This window comes from Pseudomonas sp. PvP028 (assembly GCF_017832255.1).
Taxonomy (GTDB): Bacteria; Pseudomonadota; Gammaproteobacteria; order Pseudomonadales; family Pseudomonadaceae; genus Aquipseudomonas; species Aquipseudomonas syringae.
Map to the genome: position 1 here is coordinate 3,090,993 of NZ_JAFIBL010000001.1, position 16,277 is coordinate 3,107,269.

General features: G+C 56.6%; 16 protein-coding genes. 11 read left to right on the plus strand and 5 right to left on the minus strand.

Translation table 11 applies throughout. The annotated features are described in order from the left end of the window. Nucleotides 1-25: 25 nt before the first annotated feature. From JOE34_RS13650 to JOE34_RS13695, 10 genes are all read left to right on the plus strand, one after another. Nucleotides 26-1,630, plus strand: a complete 1,605-nt coding sequence (locus JOE34_RS13650; RefSeq protein ID WP_209995964.1) for a prephenate dehydrogenase/arogenate dehydrogenase family protein — start codon at nucleotides 26-28, stop codon at nucleotides 1,628-1,630. Then, a complete protein-coding gene (gene cmk / locus JOE34_RS13655) occupies nucleotides 1,627-2,316 on the plus strand; it encodes a (d)CMP kinase (RefSeq protein ID WP_003319089.1) in 690 nt (229 codons plus the stop codon). The genes JOE34_RS13650 and cmk overlap by 4 nt, the downstream gene beginning before the upstream one ends. 121 nt (nucleotides 2,317-2,437) lie before the next feature. After that, nucleotides 2,438-4,129, plus strand: coding sequence for a 30S ribosomal protein S1 (rpsA, locus tag JOE34_RS13660; RefSeq protein WP_002554562.1), 1,692 nt, complete (start codon nucleotides 2,438-2,440; stop codon nucleotides 4,127-4,129). 321 nt (nucleotides 4,130-4,450) lie between these two features. Next, nucleotides 4,451-4,747 (plus strand): integration host factor subunit beta, encoded by a 297-nt coding sequence (gene ihfB, locus JOE34_RS13665; protein ID WP_002554561.1) that lies wholly within the window; start codon nucleotides 4,451-4,453, stop codon nucleotides 4,745-4,747. 24 nt (nucleotides 4,748-4,771) lie between these two features. Next, a complete protein-coding gene (locus JOE34_RS13670) occupies nucleotides 4,772-5,014 on the plus strand; it encodes a lipopolysaccharide assembly protein LapA domain-containing protein (RefSeq protein ID WP_003314660.1) in 243 nt (80 codons plus the stop codon). A gap of 412 nt (nucleotides 5,015-5,426) precedes the next feature. Next, entirely contained in the window at nucleotides 5,427-6,860 is a 1,434-nt protein-coding gene (locus JOE34_RS13675; RefSeq protein ID WP_209995966.1) for an MBL fold metallo-hydrolase, read from the plus strand. Nucleotides 6,861-7,058: 198 nt separating this feature from the next. Continuing rightward, nucleotides 7,059-8,039: an SDR family oxidoreductase gene (locus JOE34_RS13680; RefSeq protein WP_057406726.1), complete on the plus strand. Its 981-nt coding sequence runs from the start codon at nucleotides 7,059-7,061 to the stop codon at nucleotides 8,037-8,039. After that, on the plus strand, nucleotides 8,032-9,042 hold the full coding sequence (locus JOE34_RS13685; protein WP_209995975.1) for a glycosyltransferase family 4 protein: 1,011 nt from the start codon (nucleotides 8,032-8,034) through the stop codon (nucleotides 9,040-9,042). The genes JOE34_RS13680 and JOE34_RS13685 overlap by 8 nt, the downstream gene beginning before the upstream one ends. A 104-nt stretch (nucleotides 9,043-9,146) precedes the next feature. Beyond that, a complete protein-coding gene (locus JOE34_RS13690; protein WP_003393786.1) occupies nucleotides 9,147-11,141 on the plus strand; it encodes a nucleoside-diphosphate sugar epimerase/dehydratase in 1,995 nt (664 codons plus the stop codon). A 158-nt stretch (nucleotides 11,142-11,299) separates the two neighbouring features. Continuing rightward, nucleotides 11,300-11,662, plus strand: coding sequence for a helix-hairpin-helix domain-containing protein (locus tag JOE34_RS13695; protein WP_003314665.1), 363 nt, complete (start codon nucleotides 11,300-11,302; stop codon nucleotides 11,660-11,662). Between the two features lie 103 nt (nucleotides 11,663-11,765). Here the strand turns inward: JOE34_RS13695 and JOE34_RS13700 are convergent, their stop codons facing one another. Further along, on the minus strand, nucleotides 11,766-12,335 hold the full coding sequence (locus tag JOE34_RS13700; RefSeq protein WP_003314666.1) for a TetR/AcrR family transcriptional regulator: 570 nt from the start codon (nucleotides 12,333-12,335) through the stop codon (nucleotides 11,766-11,768). Nucleotides 12,336-12,454: 119 nt separating this feature from the next. Then, entirely contained in the window at nucleotides 12,455-13,246 is a 792-nt protein-coding gene (locus tag JOE34_RS13705; protein WP_003393787.1) for a TlpA disulfide reductase family protein, read from the minus strand. Between the two features lie 367 nt (nucleotides 13,247-13,613). Here JOE34_RS13705 and JOE34_RS13710 point away from each other — a divergent pair, with 367 nt between their 5' ends. Continuing rightward, entirely contained in the window at nucleotides 13,614-14,891 is a 1,278-nt protein-coding gene (locus tag JOE34_RS13710) for an aromatic amino acid transport family protein (protein ID WP_003424763.1), read from the plus strand. A gap of 72 nt (nucleotides 14,892-14,963) precedes the next feature. Here JOE34_RS13710 and JOE34_RS13715 read toward each other — a convergent pair whose 3' ends face one another. The 3 genes from JOE34_RS13715 to JOE34_RS13725 all read right to left on the minus strand — a co-directional run bounded on the left by JOE34_RS13715 (nucleotide 14,964) and on the right by JOE34_RS13725 (nucleotide 16,178). Next, nucleotides 14,964-15,170, minus strand: a complete 207-nt coding sequence (locus JOE34_RS13715) for a hypothetical protein (RefSeq protein WP_002554553.1) — start codon at nucleotides 15,168-15,170, stop codon at nucleotides 14,964-14,966. A 123-nt stretch (nucleotides 15,171-15,293) separates the two neighbouring features. Beyond that, entirely contained in the window at nucleotides 15,294-15,776 is a 483-nt protein-coding gene (locus JOE34_RS13720) for a transcription elongation factor GreAB (protein ID WP_057406724.1), read from the minus strand. Between the two features lie 3 nt (nucleotides 15,777-15,779). Continuing rightward, a complete protein-coding gene (locus JOE34_RS13725) occupies nucleotides 15,780-16,178 on the minus strand; it encodes a hypothetical protein (protein ID WP_003424765.1) in 399 nt (132 codons plus the stop codon). Nucleotides 16,179-16,277: the final 99 nt, after the last annotated feature.

Genomic DNA, 16,277 nt, shown 5'->3' on the forward strand with positions numbered 1-16,277 from the left:
TTGCCGGGTTGTCAGGTGTGTTCGCGTGGTTGATGTGATTGCAGAACAGTCAGTACGGCCGGTGATCGGTCGTCTGGTGGTCGTCGGGCTCGGGCTGATCGGTGGTTCCTTTGCCAAGGGTGTGCGCGAAAGCGGCCTGTGTGGCGAAGTGGTCGGCGTCGACCTCGATCCGCAGTCGCGACAGCTGGCGGTCGAGCTGGGGGTCGTGGACCGTTGTGAGGCTGACCTTGCCACCGCTTGCCGTGGTGCGGACGTGATCCAGCTGGCGGTGCCGATACTGGCCATGGAAAAGCTGCTTGCGCTGCTGGCGCCGATCGATCTGGGTCATGCAATCCTGACCGATGTCGGCAGCGCCAAAGGCAATGTGGTGAGGGCTGCACGTCAGGCGTTCGGGCACATGCCGTCGCGCTTCGTTCCCGGCCATCCGATTGCAGGCTCCGAGCAGAGCGGTGTCGAGGCGTCCAATGCGGCGCTGTTTCGTCGCCATAAGGTCATTCTCACGCCACTGACTGAAACCGATCCCCAGGCGGTGGCGATTGTCGACCAGTTGTGGTCAGCCCTTGGGGCCGACGTAGAGCACATGCAGGTCGAGCGCCACGACGAGGTGCTGGCTGCCACCAGCCATCTGCCGCATCTGCTGGCATTCGGTCTGGTCGACTCGCTGGCCAAGCGCAATGAGAACCTGGACATATTCAGGTATGCCGCGGGCGGGTTTCGTGATTTCACGCGCATCGCAGGCAGCGATCCGACCATGTGGCATGACATTTTCATGGCCAATCGTGATGCCGTACTGCGCACCCTGGACAGCTTTCGCACCGATCTCGACGCCTTGCGCGAGGCTGTGGATGCCGGTGATGGCGCGCAGTTGATGGATGTATTTACCCGTGCACGCGCAGCGAGGGAGCACTTCGGCAGAATTCTCGCCAGCCGTGCGCGTGTCGATACCGAACCTGAGGAGCCTCGTGCACTTCACAGCGGGTCTGCTGAGGGTGTCAGTCATCGCATCAAGGGGCCGGTTGACGTGACGTCGGCGGTGCTGTTCATGGTCGCGACGTCGATCAGTGAAGGCTGCGATCTGCTGCTGGAGGACGTTCCCGTCAGTTCCTCTTGCGAGGGGGCGATCGATATTTTGCGCCTGATGGGCGGCGATATCGTGCTGCAGAACGTCCGCAAGCTGGCGAATGAAGCGGTCGCTGACCTGCATGTTCGCTCGGCCCGGCTCAAAGGCGCTGACATCCCCGAAGCACTGGTGCCTCTGGCGCTGAATGCATTTCCGGTGCTTCTTGTTGCCGCAGCCTGCGCAGAAGGGCGTACCATTCTGCGCGGCGCGCAGGCCCTGCAAGCCGATGAGTCGGAGTGCGTCAGGCTGATGGCTGACGGTTTGCTGGCGCTCGGTATCGAGGCCGAGCCCGTGCTGGATGGCATCATTATCGAAGGCGGTGTGCCGGGTGGCGGCGAGGTGGATGCTCGCGGTGATCAGCGTATCGTCATGGCGTTTCGCGTTGCATCGTTGAGGGCTTCGGCACCCATCCGTATCCAGGCGTGCGCGGATGCCGCCGCATTGTTTCCCCATTTTCTGGCGCTGTGCGCTCAAGTTGGCATGCGTGTAGCGCAAGAGGACAAAAAGTGAAAATCAAAGCTCCTGTTATTACCATCGACGGCCCTAGCGGTTCCGGAAAGGGCACGGTTGCCGGATTGCTGGCCAGGAAACTTGGCTGGTGCCTGCTCGACTCCGGCGCGTTGTATCGCCTGCTGGCTTTCGCGGCGCGCAATCACGGTGTCGACCTGACCAATGAAGAAGCGCTCAAGGTTCTGGCCGCTCATCTTGATGTTCAGTTCGAAGCGACTGCGGCAGGGCAGGGGCAGCGCATCATTCTGGAAGGCGAGGACGTCACCCACGCCATTCGCAACGAGCAGGTCGGCAGCGGCGCATCACAGGTGGCCTCGCTGCCGGCGGTGCGCGATGCGTTGCTGTTGCGTCAGCGAGCGTTTCAGGAAGAGCCGGGTCTGGTCGCGGACGGTCGCGACATGGGCACCGTGGTCTTTCCGGATGCACCGCTGAAGATATTCCTCACCGCCAGTGCCGAGGAGCGTGCGCGTCGACGTTACTTGCAGTTGAAGGCCAAGGGCGATGATGTTAGTCTGTCGAGTCTGCTAGATGAGATATGTGCACGCGACGAGCGTGACACCCAGCGAGCGGTAGCACCGTTGAAGCCGGCGCACGACGCCATACAGCTGGATTCCACTGAATTGTCCATCGAACAGGTGCTGGAACGCATTCTGAGCGAAATCGCGCTTCGCGGTATTGCCGGATGACGAAGAAGCATGTGGGAGACCAGTCATAGTCCCGCAGGCTTTCTTTTACTTGAACGAAACCCACGTTGTCTGGAGCGTGGCAGATGGGCGTATTCTTCGCCCTTGATCAACAGGAATTAAAATGAGCGAAAGCTTTGCAGAACTTTTTGAAGAAAGCCTAAAGACCCTCAACCTTCAGGCCGGTTCGATCATCACCGCGATCATCGTTGATATCGACTACCAGGCAGGTTGGGTTACGGTTCACGCCGGTCTGAAATCTGAAGGCCTCATCCCGCTGGAGCAGTTCCACAACGACGCTGGCGAGCTGACCATCAAGATCGGTGATGAAGTTCACGTTGCGCTGGACGCGGTCGAAGATGGCTTTGGCGAAACCAAGCTGTCCCGCGAAAAAGCCAAGCGTGCCGAGTGCTGGATCGTTCTGGAAGCGGCTTTCGCAGCTGAAGAAGTGGTCAAGGGCGTTATCAACGGTAAGGTTAAAGGCGGCTTCACTGTCGACGTTAACGGCATCCGTGCGTTCCTGCCTGGTTCTCTGGTTGACGTCCGCCCTGTGCGTGACACGACTCACCTGGAAGGCAAAGAGCTCGAGTTCAAGGTCATCAAGCTGGACCAGAAGCGCAACAACGTTGTCGTTTCCCGTCGCAGTGTCCTGGAAGCCGAGAACAGTGCCGAGCGCGAAGCTCTGCTCGAGTCCCTGCAGGAAGGTCAGCAAGTCAAGGGTATCGTCAAGAACCTCACCGATTACGGCGCATTCGTCGATCTGGGTGGCGTCGATGGCCTGCTGCACATCACCGACATGGCCTGGAAGCGCATCAAGCATCCATCGGAAATCGTCAACGTTGGCGACGAGATCGATGTCAAGGTCCTGAAGTACGATCGCGAGCGCAATCGTGTTTCCCTGGGTCTGAAGCAGCTGGGTGAAGATCCATGGGTCGCTATCAAGGCTCGCTACCCGGAAAGCACCCGCGTTACCGCGCGTGTTACCAACCTGACCGACTACGGCTGCTTCGCAGAGCTGGAAGAAGGCGTGGAAGGCCTGGTACACGTTTCCGAAATGGACTGGACCAACAAGAACATCCACCCTTCGAAAGTCGTTCAGGTTGGCGACGAAGTGGAAGTCATGGTTCTGGACATCGACGAAGAGCGTCGTCGTATCTCCCTCGGCATCAAGCAGTGCAAATCTAACCCGTGGGAAGATTTCTCTGGCCAGTTCAACAAGGGCGATAAAATCTCCGGCACCATCAAGTCGATCACCGATTTCGGTATCTTCATTGGTCTGGACGGCGGCATCGACGGTCTGGTTCACCTGTCCGACATTTCCTGGAACGAAGTGGGCGAAGAAGCCGTACGTCGCTTCAAGAAGGGCGACGAGCTCGACACTGTGATCCTGTCGGTTGATCCTGAGCGTGAGCGTATCTCGCTGGGTATCAAGCAGCTGGAAAGCGATCCGTTCTCCGAGTACGTCACTGTCAATGACAAGGGCGCCATCGTTCGCGGTATCGTTAAAGAAGTTGACGCCAAAGGCGCCATCATCACTCTGGCCGACGACATCGAAGCGACCCTCAAGGCTTCCGAAATCAGCCGTGACCGCGTTGAAGACGCGCGTAACGTTCTGAAGGAAGGCGAAGAGATCGAAGCCAAGATCATCAGCGTTGACCGCAAGAGCCGCGTAATCAGCTTGTCCATCAAGTCGAAAGACGTTGAAGACGAGAAAGAAGCGATCCAGAGCCTGCGTAGCAAGCCTGAAGTCGCTGAAAGCACTGGTCCTACCACTATTGGTGACCTGCTGCGCGCGCAAATGGAAAAACAGAACTAAGTTCTGCTTGACCAAAAAAAGGACGACTTCGGTCGTCCTTTTTTGTTTCTATCGTTCAGGCGCTACAGGTTCGGGTCTTCCTGGCTTGCTCTCACGCACAGTGTGAGTCGCAAAACGCCTCCATTGGCCTCTCAGGCTGTCTCGTTTCGTCTATTGCTCCAGATCCCTTCCCCTGCCTCGCCCCTGTCATGTCGCTGTAATCTGTTTATGCCTGGTTAGACGGGATTGAACATAAGTCAATAGATGGGCTGTTCAAATTCATCCGGTCATGCTAAAACCTTCCAAGCGCTGATCTAGCTGCTTGAAAAAGAAGGGAAAAATATGACGAAGTCGGAGTTGATCGAACGAATTGTCACCCATCAAGGGCTGCTCTCATCCAAGGATGTCGAGCTGGCCATCAAGACCATGCTTGAACAAATGTCCCAGTGTCTGGCAACCGGAGACCGAATCGAGATTCGAGGCTTTGGCAGCTTTTCGCTGCATTACCGCGCACCGCGGGTAGGGCGCAACCCGAAGACCGGTCAGTCGGTCAGCCTCGATGGCAAGTTTGTCCCGCATTTCAAGCCGGGCAAGGAGCTGCGGGATCGGGTCAACGAGGATGAAGAAGAGGGCTTTTAAAGCCATTCACCACAGGATCACCAGATGCGTATCTTCAAACGAGTCATTTTGATCGTCGCCGTATTGCTCGTTGTTTTGGCAACAACTGTGTTTGTGCTTGAGAACCGGCAGTCTGTTGCCGTGACGTTTTTCGGTTGGTCGGCGCCTCAGCTTCCGCTGGCATTGCCTGTTGTCCTCGCGTTGCTCGTGGGCATGGTCATTGGCCCGATACTGGCGTGGATAGCCAGCCTTCGCAAAAAGCGCGCACCTTCCCCTCGCTCTGTCTGAGCAGCGCTGATCATGCGTCGTCGGAGAACGATCTGGCGACACGATAGCGCGCGTATTTTACTCCCTTCTGTTCATGAAGCAGCATGCGCTGCTGCTGAGCTGGCACGCTTTGTTGTGTCTTCAAACAGTTTTGTCGAAAAAAGAGTCTTATAATTCTGTCGGTTTATTCTTCTGTTATATGAAGATTAGTTACTACGCCGTGTAGGAATATTCGCTTTTTTAAATCGTGTACCCATTTTAAAGGGGGTGCGGGTTATATTGATTTTCAGCGTCGATTACTGCTGCCCTGACAGCCTTGTGTCAAGGCTTGAAAATGATTCGTTCAAGTGCAGAATGCGCCGAAACTTAATGTTCAGCCCTGATATCGGATATCCCGGATATTCAGAGCAGGCTGGCAAGAAAAGGTGACTGCATGTCTTATCCGCAAATCATTCATCACGGCGCTGTCGATACAGTAACGGGCTCGTGTCATCAGCTGCACATTGACGTATCGAGCAGCCTGCTGATTGACTGTGGGTCGGTGCAGGAGCGCGGCAGGCAGTCCGAAAGCGCGTCATTCGGATTCGATCCCGAGGCTATCAGGGCGCTGCTGATCAGCCACGTACACAATGACCATGTCGGGCGTATTCCAGAGTTGCTGGCATCCGGTTACAAGGGGCCGATACTGTGCAGTGAGCCCAGTGCCCATCTGTTGCCACTGGTCATGGAAGATCTCCTGAAAATTGAATTTGCACACGACCCCGGGCAAGTCGCGCGCTACCTGGACGTCATCAACAAGAGAATTATCGCTCTGCCATTCGATGACTGGTTCAGCCTGATCGACAACGAATCCGTGCATTGCCGGGTCCGCTTGCAGCGCGCCGGACACATATTGGGGTCGGCCTATATAGAATGCGATCTTCAATATCCTGCACAAGGGCGTTCTGTGCGGGTGGTGTTTTCCGGTGACCTGGGGGCGAGTCATACGCCTTTTCTGCCTGCGCCGAAGCCGCCCGAGCGCGCGGATGTGCTGGTGCTGGAAAGCACCTACGGCAATCGTGTTCACGAAGATCGCAACATTCGTCAGCTTGGACTTGAGCGCATCATAGACAAGGCGCTGGAGGATAACGGCACCGTGCTGATACCGGCGTTCAGCATCGGCCGAACCCAGGAATTGCTCTACGAGCTGGAAGACATACTGCGACGCAAGATGCCTTCGAATCATTGCACTGAAAGCAGCGAGCACCGGGGTGAGAGTGCCCCAGACTGGTCGAGGTTGCCGATCATCCTTGATTCGCCTCTGGCGAGTCGCTTTACCAAGGTCTATCAGTCGTTCGAAGACTATTGGGAAGAGGACGCCTGGCTAAGGCTCGACGTCGGCAGAAAGCCGTTGGGTTTCGAGCAACTGGTTACCGTCGACACCCATGAAGAGCATTTGCGTACGGTCAATTACCTGGCCAGTACGGCGCGTCCGGCCATTGTGATTGCCGGTAACGGCATGTGTGCAGGAGGCAGAATCGTCAATTACCTGAAAGCCATGCTCGGCGACACACGACATAACGTGGTATTTGTCGGCTATCAGGGCAAGGGAACACCGGGCGAGGCCATTCAGTTACATGGCCCATCGAGCGGCTATGTAGAGCTGGATCGCGAGCGCTTTGATATAAATGCCGGAGTCCATACCGCAAAAGGCTATTCTGCTCACGCCGATCAGGTCGAATTGGTCGAGTTCGTCACGGGGATGAAAGAGTGGCCGACGCAGATTCGGTTGGTGCATGGCGAAGCGGCTGCGAAAAAGGTTCTGGGTAATATTCTGAGTCGTAAGTACTCGCTCGAAAAACGCCCGTTGGAACTGTTTATCCCTTGAAGGCACGATGAGCACGTTAGTTGTCGGCTGGCGTGGTAATCGAATTCTTGCAAGTGAGTGCCAGGACATGATGATTGTGCATTGACCCTGGTACACGTTGAGCATCATCGTGAACGTTATAAAATGGATTGAACATATTTCAGTTGTCAAAAGGCGTTACTTGAGCAATATTTGGCCGATTTGGAAGGGCGTGTTTGCATGAGCGGTGATGTTGCATTGGTTGCAATAACAGGTGCGACAGGTTTCGTGGGCAGTGCCGTGGTTCGTCGGCTGATCGAGCGCACAGGCTTTGCTGTGAGGGTTGCAGTCCGAGGCGCTTATGTCGCTTCCAGTCCGCGCATCGATGTTGTCAGCGCGCAATCATTGGCACCGGACAATCAATGGGCAAGTTTTGCAGCTGGCGCGGACGTGGTGATTCATTGTGCTGCCCGTGTTCATGTACTGAACGAGACCGCTGAAGCGCCGGATCAGGAATACTTCCGCGCTAATGTCACCGCAACGCTGAATCTGGCCGAGCAGGCCGCAGCCGCAGGCGTCAGACGCTTCATCTTTATCAGTTCCATCAAGGCCAATGGCGAGTCTACGCCTGTGGGTGCGCCATTCACGGCCAGCGACCCGTGCAATCCGCTGGATGCCTATGGTGTTTCAAAGCACAGGGCCGAAGAGGGCTTGCGTGAGTTGTCTGCCCGCACCGGTATGCAGGTGGTGATCATTCGACCGGTACTGGTCTACGGTCCGGGGGTCAAGGCTAACTTCAGAAGCATGATGCGCTGGCTGGACAAGGGGCTGCCGTTGCCGCTCGGGTCCATCGATAATCGTAGAAGCCTTGTGGCGGTGGATAACCTGGCAGACCTGGTGACGGTCTGTGTGGATCATCCTGCTGCGGCTGACCAGACGTTTCTGGTCAGTGATGGGGAGGATTTGTCCACGACCAGGCTGCTGCGCGAAATGGGCAAGGCCCTGGGCAAACCTGCTCGACTGTTGCCGGTGCCGGCCTCGCTGTTGAAAGCGGCTGCAGCACTGTTAGGCAAGAAAGCTTTTTCACAACGGCTGTGCAACTCGCTGCAGGTCGATATCAGTAAAACCTGTACGATGCTGGATTGGCATCCACCTGTGAGTATTGAACACGCCATGCAGGACACTGCCCGATATTATCTGGAACACGACAAGCATGATTGAGTGGCTGTCGGTAATCGCTATTGCCTTTCTGTCTCTGATTCTAACGGCGTTGCTGCGCAAGTATGCGCTCGCCAAAAGTCTGATCGACATTCCAAACGCCCGAAGTTCGCATTCCATACCCACGCCCAGGGGCGGCGGTGTTGCCATCGTCATCACTTTCATCCTGGCGATCGCTGTGCTGGGGTGGGCGGGTTATCTGCCTCCCTCTGCGCTTGCCGCAATTGTCGGTTCGGGAGGCCTGGTGGCGGTGATCGGTTTCATGGACGATCACGGGCATATCGCCGCACGGTGGCGCCTGCTGGGGCATTTTGCTGCGGCTGCCTGGGCCTTGTTCTGGCTGGGCGGACTTGCCCCGCTCGACGTCATGGGCTGGACGGTCGACCTGGGGGTGCTCTGGCAGGTGCTCGCGGCGTTCTATCTGGTGTGGATGCTGAACCTCTACAACTTCATGGACGGAATAGACGGCATCGCCGGTATCGAGGCGGTCACGGTATGCCTGGGCATGAGCATTATCTACGCGTTTGGCGGCCAGGCCGGGCTGTCCTGGGAAGTGCTCATGCTGGGCGCTGCCGCAGCAGGTTTCCTCTATTGGAACTTCCCTCCGGCGAAGATATTCATGGGCGATGCGGGCAGTGGTTTCCTCGGCATAGTGCTCGGTGTGCTATCCATTCAGGGTTCCTGGGCTTCACCTCAGTTATTCTGGTCCTGGTTGATTCTGCTGGGAGTGTTTGTCGTCGATGCGACCGTAACCCTCGTGCGACGCCTGTTACGTAAAGAAAGGCTCTACGAGGCGCATCGCAGCCATGCGTACCAGTTTGCTTCGTGTCACTACGGCAGGCATGTGCCGGTTACGCTTGCGGTGGGGTTGATCAATCTGGTCTGGTTGCTGCCCATTGCACTATGGGTTGCGCTGGGCGATGGGGAAGGGCTTATATGGGCGGTCATTGCTTACTGCCCGCTGATTCTGCTGGCGTTGAGGTTCGGCGCCGGCGAGGCAGAATAAGGTAACGAAGTGTTTTTCTGGTTGTCTTAGACACGTAGCTGTTTCACAGGTACCGATTTCAGATCATGTTGCAACCGGTAGCATAACGGAGCATAAAAAAATTGATGAGCAGATTGCGGACCAGATTACTGGCTCTACCACGCCGCAAAAAACGAATAATTCAGGTTGCTACCGACGTCTTCCTGGTCTGGCTGGCTCTGTGGATGGCGTTTGTGGTACGGCTGGGTATCGATGAGCTGATCAATCCTCTCGAGAAGCACACGTGGCTGTTCATCAGTGCGCCCGTTGCGGCTATCCCGCTGTTCATACGATTCGGCATGTATCGCGCAGTCATGCGCTACTTCGGCAATGATGCGCTGATTGCCATCATCAAGGCCGTCACGATGTCGTCGTTGATCCTTGGTTGCATGGTCTACGTGTACAGCAACCACCAGCAATTGGTTCCGCGTTCGGTGATCTTCAATTACTGGTGGCTGAGCATGGTCATGATCGGCGGTCTGCGCCTGGCCATGCGGCAGTATTTTCTCGGCGACTGGTTCGCTGCGGCGCAGCACGTGCCTTTCGCCAAGAGCGACAACGGTTTGCAGAAGGTTGCCATTTACGGCGCCGGTGCAGCGGGAAACCAGTTGGTCGCCGCATTGCGCATGGGCCGTCTGATGCATCCGGTGGCGTTCATCGATGATGATGAGTCGATTTCCAACCGGGTCATTTCCGGTCTTCAGGTCTACAAGCCGCGAAACATCCAGCGAATGATCGATTCCACGGGAGCTCAGGAAATCCTCCTGGCAATCCCGTCATCGTCGCGCGGGCGTCGTCGGGAAATCCTCGGCTTTCTGGAAGGCTTTCCGCTGCACGTACGAAGCGTTCCGGGCTTCATGGATCTGGCCGCTGGCAGGGTCAAGGTCGATGACCTTCAGGAAGTCGACATCGCAGACCTCCTGGGACGCGACGCAGTCCCGGCTCGCGATAACCTGCTCGAGCACTGCATCAAGGGCAAGACGGTGCTGGTGACCGGCGCCGGCGGCTCGATCGGTTCCGAGCTGTGCCGACAGATACTGCTGCTGCAACCTACCCAATTACTGCTGCTGGACCATAGCGAGTTCAATCTCTACAGCATTCTCTCCGAACTTGAACAGCGCTCGGCTCGAGAGTCACTCTCGGTGAAATTGCTGCCCATACTCGGTTCGGTACGCAATCACCCCAAGCTGCTGTCGATCATGAAAACCTGGAAGGTCGATACGGTCTATCACGCTGCTGCCTACAAGCATGTGCCGATGGTCGAGCACAATATTGCTGAAGGCGTCATCAACAACGTCGTGGGTACGCTCAATACCGCCCAGGCGGCGTTGCAGGCGGGGGTGTCCAACTTTGTCCTGATCTCTACCGACAAGGCGGTCCGCCCCACCAATGTGATGGGCAGCACCAAGCGCCTTGCCGAATTGATATTGCAGGCATTGAGCCGCGAAACCGCGCCAGTGATCTTCGGTGACAAGGCCAATGTCTATCAGGTCAACAAGACCCGCTTTACCATGGTGCGCTTTGGCAACGTGCTTGGCTCTTCCGGTTCGGTGATCCCGCTGTTCCACAAGCAGATCCAGTCAGGCGGTCCGCTGACGGTGACGCATCCAAAGATCACCCGCTATTTCATGACCATCCCCGAAGCCGCTCAGTTGGTGATTCAGGCCGGCTCCATGGGGCATGGCGGCGATGTCTTCGTTCTCGATATGGGGGAGCCGGTCAAGATTGTCGAACTGGCGGAGAAGATGATCCATCTTTCCGGTCTGGCCATTCGCTCGGAGAAAAATCCGCACGGTGATATCTCCATCGAGTTCACTGGCCTGCGTCCCGGCGAAAAACTCTATGAAGAGCTGTTGATCGGCGACAACGTGGTTGCCACCGAGCACCCGATGATCATGAGTGCAAACGAAGATTGCCTGCCATGGGATGTATTGAAAGGCCGCCTGACAAAGCTGCTGGATGCGGTCGACCGAGATGATTACACCAGCGTGCGTCAGTTGCTGCGCGAAACGGTAAACGGTTATACGCCAGAAGGTGAAATCGTTGACTGGATGTATCAGGAACGCAGCGGCGAAACGTGATTTCATCAGTACTGCCGGGGCTCTGGGCAGGGGTGGAAACACGTTGAACGATCCGGCAACAGGCAGCAACGCTCGACTTCTTTTCCAGGAGGGGACGCTGGTCTAAGTTTCAGGCACAGCATGTGGATGCTGCCTTGAACTGCTATGGAGCTTTATCTATGCGAACCCCTATCTTCAGTGCCTTGATCTTTGCCTTGCTCACCAGTACCTCGGTTGCGGTCAACGCCGCGCCTGCGTCCCAGCCCGCCATCCCGCAGCCCGCGGTATCCCATTCGCCGATGATGGAAGAAACAGCACCCGCTGTGGCGCATGAGCAGCGCAAGGACAGGGTCAATCTCAATACTGCCGATGCTCAGACACTGCAGAAAGAACTGGCAGGGATCGGGAAGAACAAGGCTGATGCCATTGTGGCTTATCGGGAAGCCAACGGCGATTTCACCTCGATTGATGAACTGATCGAAGTAAAAGGAATCGGCAAGGCCATTCTGGAGAGGAATCGCGAAAAGCTTGCACTCGACTGATCAGTGCTTCATCCGCTAAACACACAGGCCGATCAATGATCGGCCTGTGTGTTTATAAACTCTCACCGGGGAAGCTCTCCGAGAAAGTATCTGTTCCAGAGGATCAGTTGGTGCTCTTTTTTATCTCCTTTTTGAGATAGTCGCGGGTCGTGTCCAGAATGCGCTGTGACAGTTCCTCGTCAAAAGCGCTGCGGGCGAGTGCCAGACCGCCTACCAGTGCGGACAGCACCGGCAGGCTTTTGGACTCCAGTCCATTCTCCGCCAGGGGCTTGTCGAACTGCTCAAGCAGATGAAGGATGATTTTATCCGTCGTCATGCTGGGCTGATCGCGCTGGCCTAGTTCGAGGCACATAGTCGGTAACGGACAACCGCCGTCTTCCGCATCACGGCTGGCTATCGATAGGTAGAGATCAATGAATTCACTGAGCGAGTCCTGCCTGGCGAAAACGTCGCTGGTGATTCCTTTCACATTGTCGAGGGCGTGACTCAATGCCTGTTCAACAAGATCATCCTTGGATTTGAAATGCGCGTAGAACCCGCCATGGGTCAAGCCAAGTGCCTTCATCAAAGGTTGCAAGCCCGTAGCACCAATGCCGTCACGACGGAAGCGCATGGACGCTTCCTTGACGATGCGTTGGTGCGTTTGGGCCTTATGATCAAGCGCGTAACGCATGCGCTGAGTCTCCAGAAGGGCCAATGTGTAAGCGCATTTATACATGGATAGGTGAAACGATGCAGCAGGCTTTCGCTCGCAATGACAACTTCATCTCAATCAGGTAGGTGAATACCCAGCTATTTATCCAGGTAATGAGTGAGGCTGGCTCTGGACAATTCGCCCAGATGACTGTCGATCAGCCGTCCGTCTGGTGAGTAGAAAAGAGTGGTGGGCAGCGCCGCCGAACCCACCTGGCGGGCGAACTCGCCGTCCGGATCGAGAAAGCTGTTGCTTAGCACCAATTGCTGTTTCGACAAGTAGTCGCTGACTTCTCCGGCGCTTTCGGCCTGATTGACGAACAGAAATGTAATGTCCTCGCGTTCCCGTTGCATATCGCGCAGCACCGGCATTTCGCGGCGACACGGAGGGCACCAGGTGGCCCACAGGTTGATGACCACTGGTTTGCCCCGATAGTCGGAGGCCCTGACCGGCTCGCCAGTCAGCGTCCGAAGGGTTGTATCAGGCAGCGAATTGCCCTTCTGATAGTGGTCCAGAATCAAACCGCCCGATACCCAGATCGCCAGTCCGATGCTCATTGCGAACGTCAGGGCGCGCCGCTGTCCGGGACGGCGCCAGCCAATGATCAAGCCGCCCAGCAGAGCGCAGATAACCCCGGGCCAGACTACAAAGCCGCCATCACGGATGTCCAGCGCCTTCCAGGGGGCGTCGCTGTATTGCGCGAAATAGGTCAGGACGAATGCGATACGTGCAGTGGCAATACCCAGAATGAAGAGTCCGAATACTGCGGTCTTTCTGGTCAGGGTGTGCCGGACGAGCCGGGCCTCTACCCACGTGGCGGTTATCAAGGCGCCCAACAGCAAAAGATGGGATATCGCGAGGGCGAACGGCCCGGCGTTGATGCTCAACATCGTTTTTGGTCCTTGAAGAGGTTTTTGCCGGATTTACCGCACAGGCGCGGCATGGTATCGCTGCTGTCCCTCCAGGAAAAACGCAGAACTGTTCCCGAATGTTAAGCCGCGGGGTCGGCTCGATTGAGCCCGTAAGCTGTTGAAACACTAATTCCTCGACAAGAGGTCGACCGTCCTCCAGCCCTTTGTGCAAAAGGCGTGCGCTCGAACGCCAGCATGTCGTGGAAGAAACTATTGTCCTACAAACCTTTGACTTCTGGCGTCAATCCCGGAGAATCTCGCCCGCTGTTTTCGAGGGGAGCGCTGAACTGCCGGTTTTTTCGATGCGTTTCCCTTTTTGATAAACCGGCCACGGAGAGTCGACCGGATGAATGATCAGGCTAATGGCGTCGTAGAACGTCTGGATGTAGCTCCCGAGAGCATCGCGTCGTGGAATCGTAATGACACCACCTGGATGCTCGGATTGTTCGGTACCGCCATCGGTGCGGGTACCCTGTTTTTGCCAATCAACGCGGGTATCGGCGGTTTCTGGCCATTGATGGCGCTGGCACTGCTGGCGTTTCCCATGACGTTCTACGCTCACCGCGGTTTGACGCGCTTCGTGCTCTCAGGACGTGAGGGGGCCGACATCACCGATGTGGTCGAAGAGCATTTCGGCAAGAGTGCTGGCGCGATGATCACCTTGCTGTATTTCTTCGCCATCTTCCCGATCCTGCTGATCTACAGCGTGGCCCTCACCAATACCGTGGGCAGTTTTCTTGAGCACCAGCTGCACATCACGCCACCGCCGCGCGCCGCACTGGCGTTTGTGCTGATCATGGGGCTGTTGGCCGTGGTGCGTTGTGGCGAGCGGTTCATCGTCAAGGCCATGAGCCTGATGGTTTATCCGTTCATCGTCGCACTGTTGTTTCTGGCGATATTCCTCATTCCGCACTGGACCGGCGGCATTCTGAGCACCGCCACCACGTTCCCTGAGCTATCGGCGTTCATACCCACGCTGTGGCTGGCCATTCCGGTGATGGTGTTCTCTTTCAACCACACACCGATCATTTCCGCGTTTGCCGTCGATCAGAAGCGCCAATATGGCGAAAACGCTGAAGTGCGCAGTTCGCAGATTCTGGCCCGCGCCCACGGTCTGATGGTCGTGATGGTGCTGTTCTTCGTATTCAGTTGCGTGTTGACCCTGTCGCCTGTCCAGCTCGCCGAGGCCAAGGCGCAGAACATCTCGATCCTGTCCTACCTGGCCAACCACTTCAACAACCCGACCATCGCCTTTGTCGCGCCACTGATTGCGTTCGTGGCTATTTCCAAGTCGTTTCTCGGTCACTACATCGGTGCAAGCGAGGGCTTGAAAGGCCTGGTTCTGAAGGCGGGTCGTCGTCCTGCACCCAAGGCGCTGGACCGTATGACGGCGGCTTTCATGCTGGTGGTGTGCTGGCTGGTGGCAACACTCAACCCAAGCATCCTGGGCATGATCGAAACCCTGGGCGGGCCGGTGATTTCGGCTTTGCTGTTCCTGATGCCGATGTACGCCATCCACAAGGTACCGGCCATGCGTAAATACGCTGGCGCGTGGTCCAACTACTTTGTGGTTGCCGCCGGTGTGGTGGCCATTTCAGCACTGATCTTTTCGCTGATCCGCTAAAGCCAGCAAGCGAAACCTCGAAGTCTGCGCCGATCCAGCGGCGCAGACTGCGATAAGGTTATGCGATCGTGATCAGTCCACTGGCTCGGGATACAACGGCCTGGACAAGTGCATGATGCTCGCATAGTCGTAAACGTACTGCCTTCCCGCATGGCTGGTCGAACGCAGTTGGTCGATCAGTTGTCGTTCTTTCTTGTTCAAGTATCTCAACGCCGGATCTTGGCTGGACTTCAGGCGATCACGTTCATGGGCGTCAGGGAATGCGATGACGTTCGTCATGAAAAATCTCCTTGGGTTTTAGTCCTTGTTTGCTTTGATGTTGCCCCGGTTGCGGTGGTGATGGCGACGGTTAACCTTACCCACAAAAACTTGATGCGATCAACCCTGCAGATGCCGGGTGTGTCACAACGTTTGTGTGATCTCGTAGGATTGTCGACTGCCGTTGATGACAATCTGTACGGCATCGTCTTCGAATTTGCCCAGCAGGCTCTGCCCGAGCGGGGCTCTGGCAGTAATGACGGTGACCAGTTGATCCCCTGCACTGACCTTCAGGCCGGCAGCATCGGGGCCGAGAAACAGATAGTGTGTCTGCCCGTCGGCATCCTCGACGACCACCAGATCACCGGTCTGAATGCCACGCGATTCATCGAATGGCTTGAGAGACCATTTCCGATAAAGCGTCAACGACTGACGAATCTCCTCGACGCGGCGCGCCTGGCCGGCTGCCAGATAAGAAGCCTCCAGCCCTAGCGTGTCGTACTTGTTCTCGGCAATGTTCTCTTCGTGAGTGGCCGTTTCGTAGGCGGTCTGCGCCGCTCGTTCGGCGATGTCCAGATCGCTGTTCAGTTTGTCGACGATCCGTTGCAGTACATCCTGTTTGTTCATGGTTTATCCGCAGTACTGATTGATGCTGGCACGGCTTTTTTCGCTAGGCGCGGTGCGATCCTGCTGTATCCAGAAGTCACACTTCGAGCGGTTGAAGGTGCGCTGCTGTTGCTCCTGCGCCTGTTCACGCGCCTGACGCGCCTCGCTTTCACGCAGGCTTTGCTCATATTTGCGAAACATCTCGGTCTCCGGCGCAGACGGGGAGGCGGGCTTTTGCGCGGGCGGGGTGGTCAACTGTGCGGCGGCATTGTCCAGCGCCTGGGTCTGGGCCGGTGGCAGGCTTTTGTAATACAGCAGGGCGGTCAGAAACACCGCCAGGGCGCCCAGCCAGATGCCCAGCGCAATGCACACGATCAATTTCAACGACACGTACAGGTCGCGACGGCGGGTAGGGAATGACATGGCTGAACTCCTTGCAGGCCAACAGATGTGATTGTGCCATGCCTGATGGTTGGGTATGAAAACTGTGCCACCTGTTTGTCCGACAGCATCAGGCTGGTG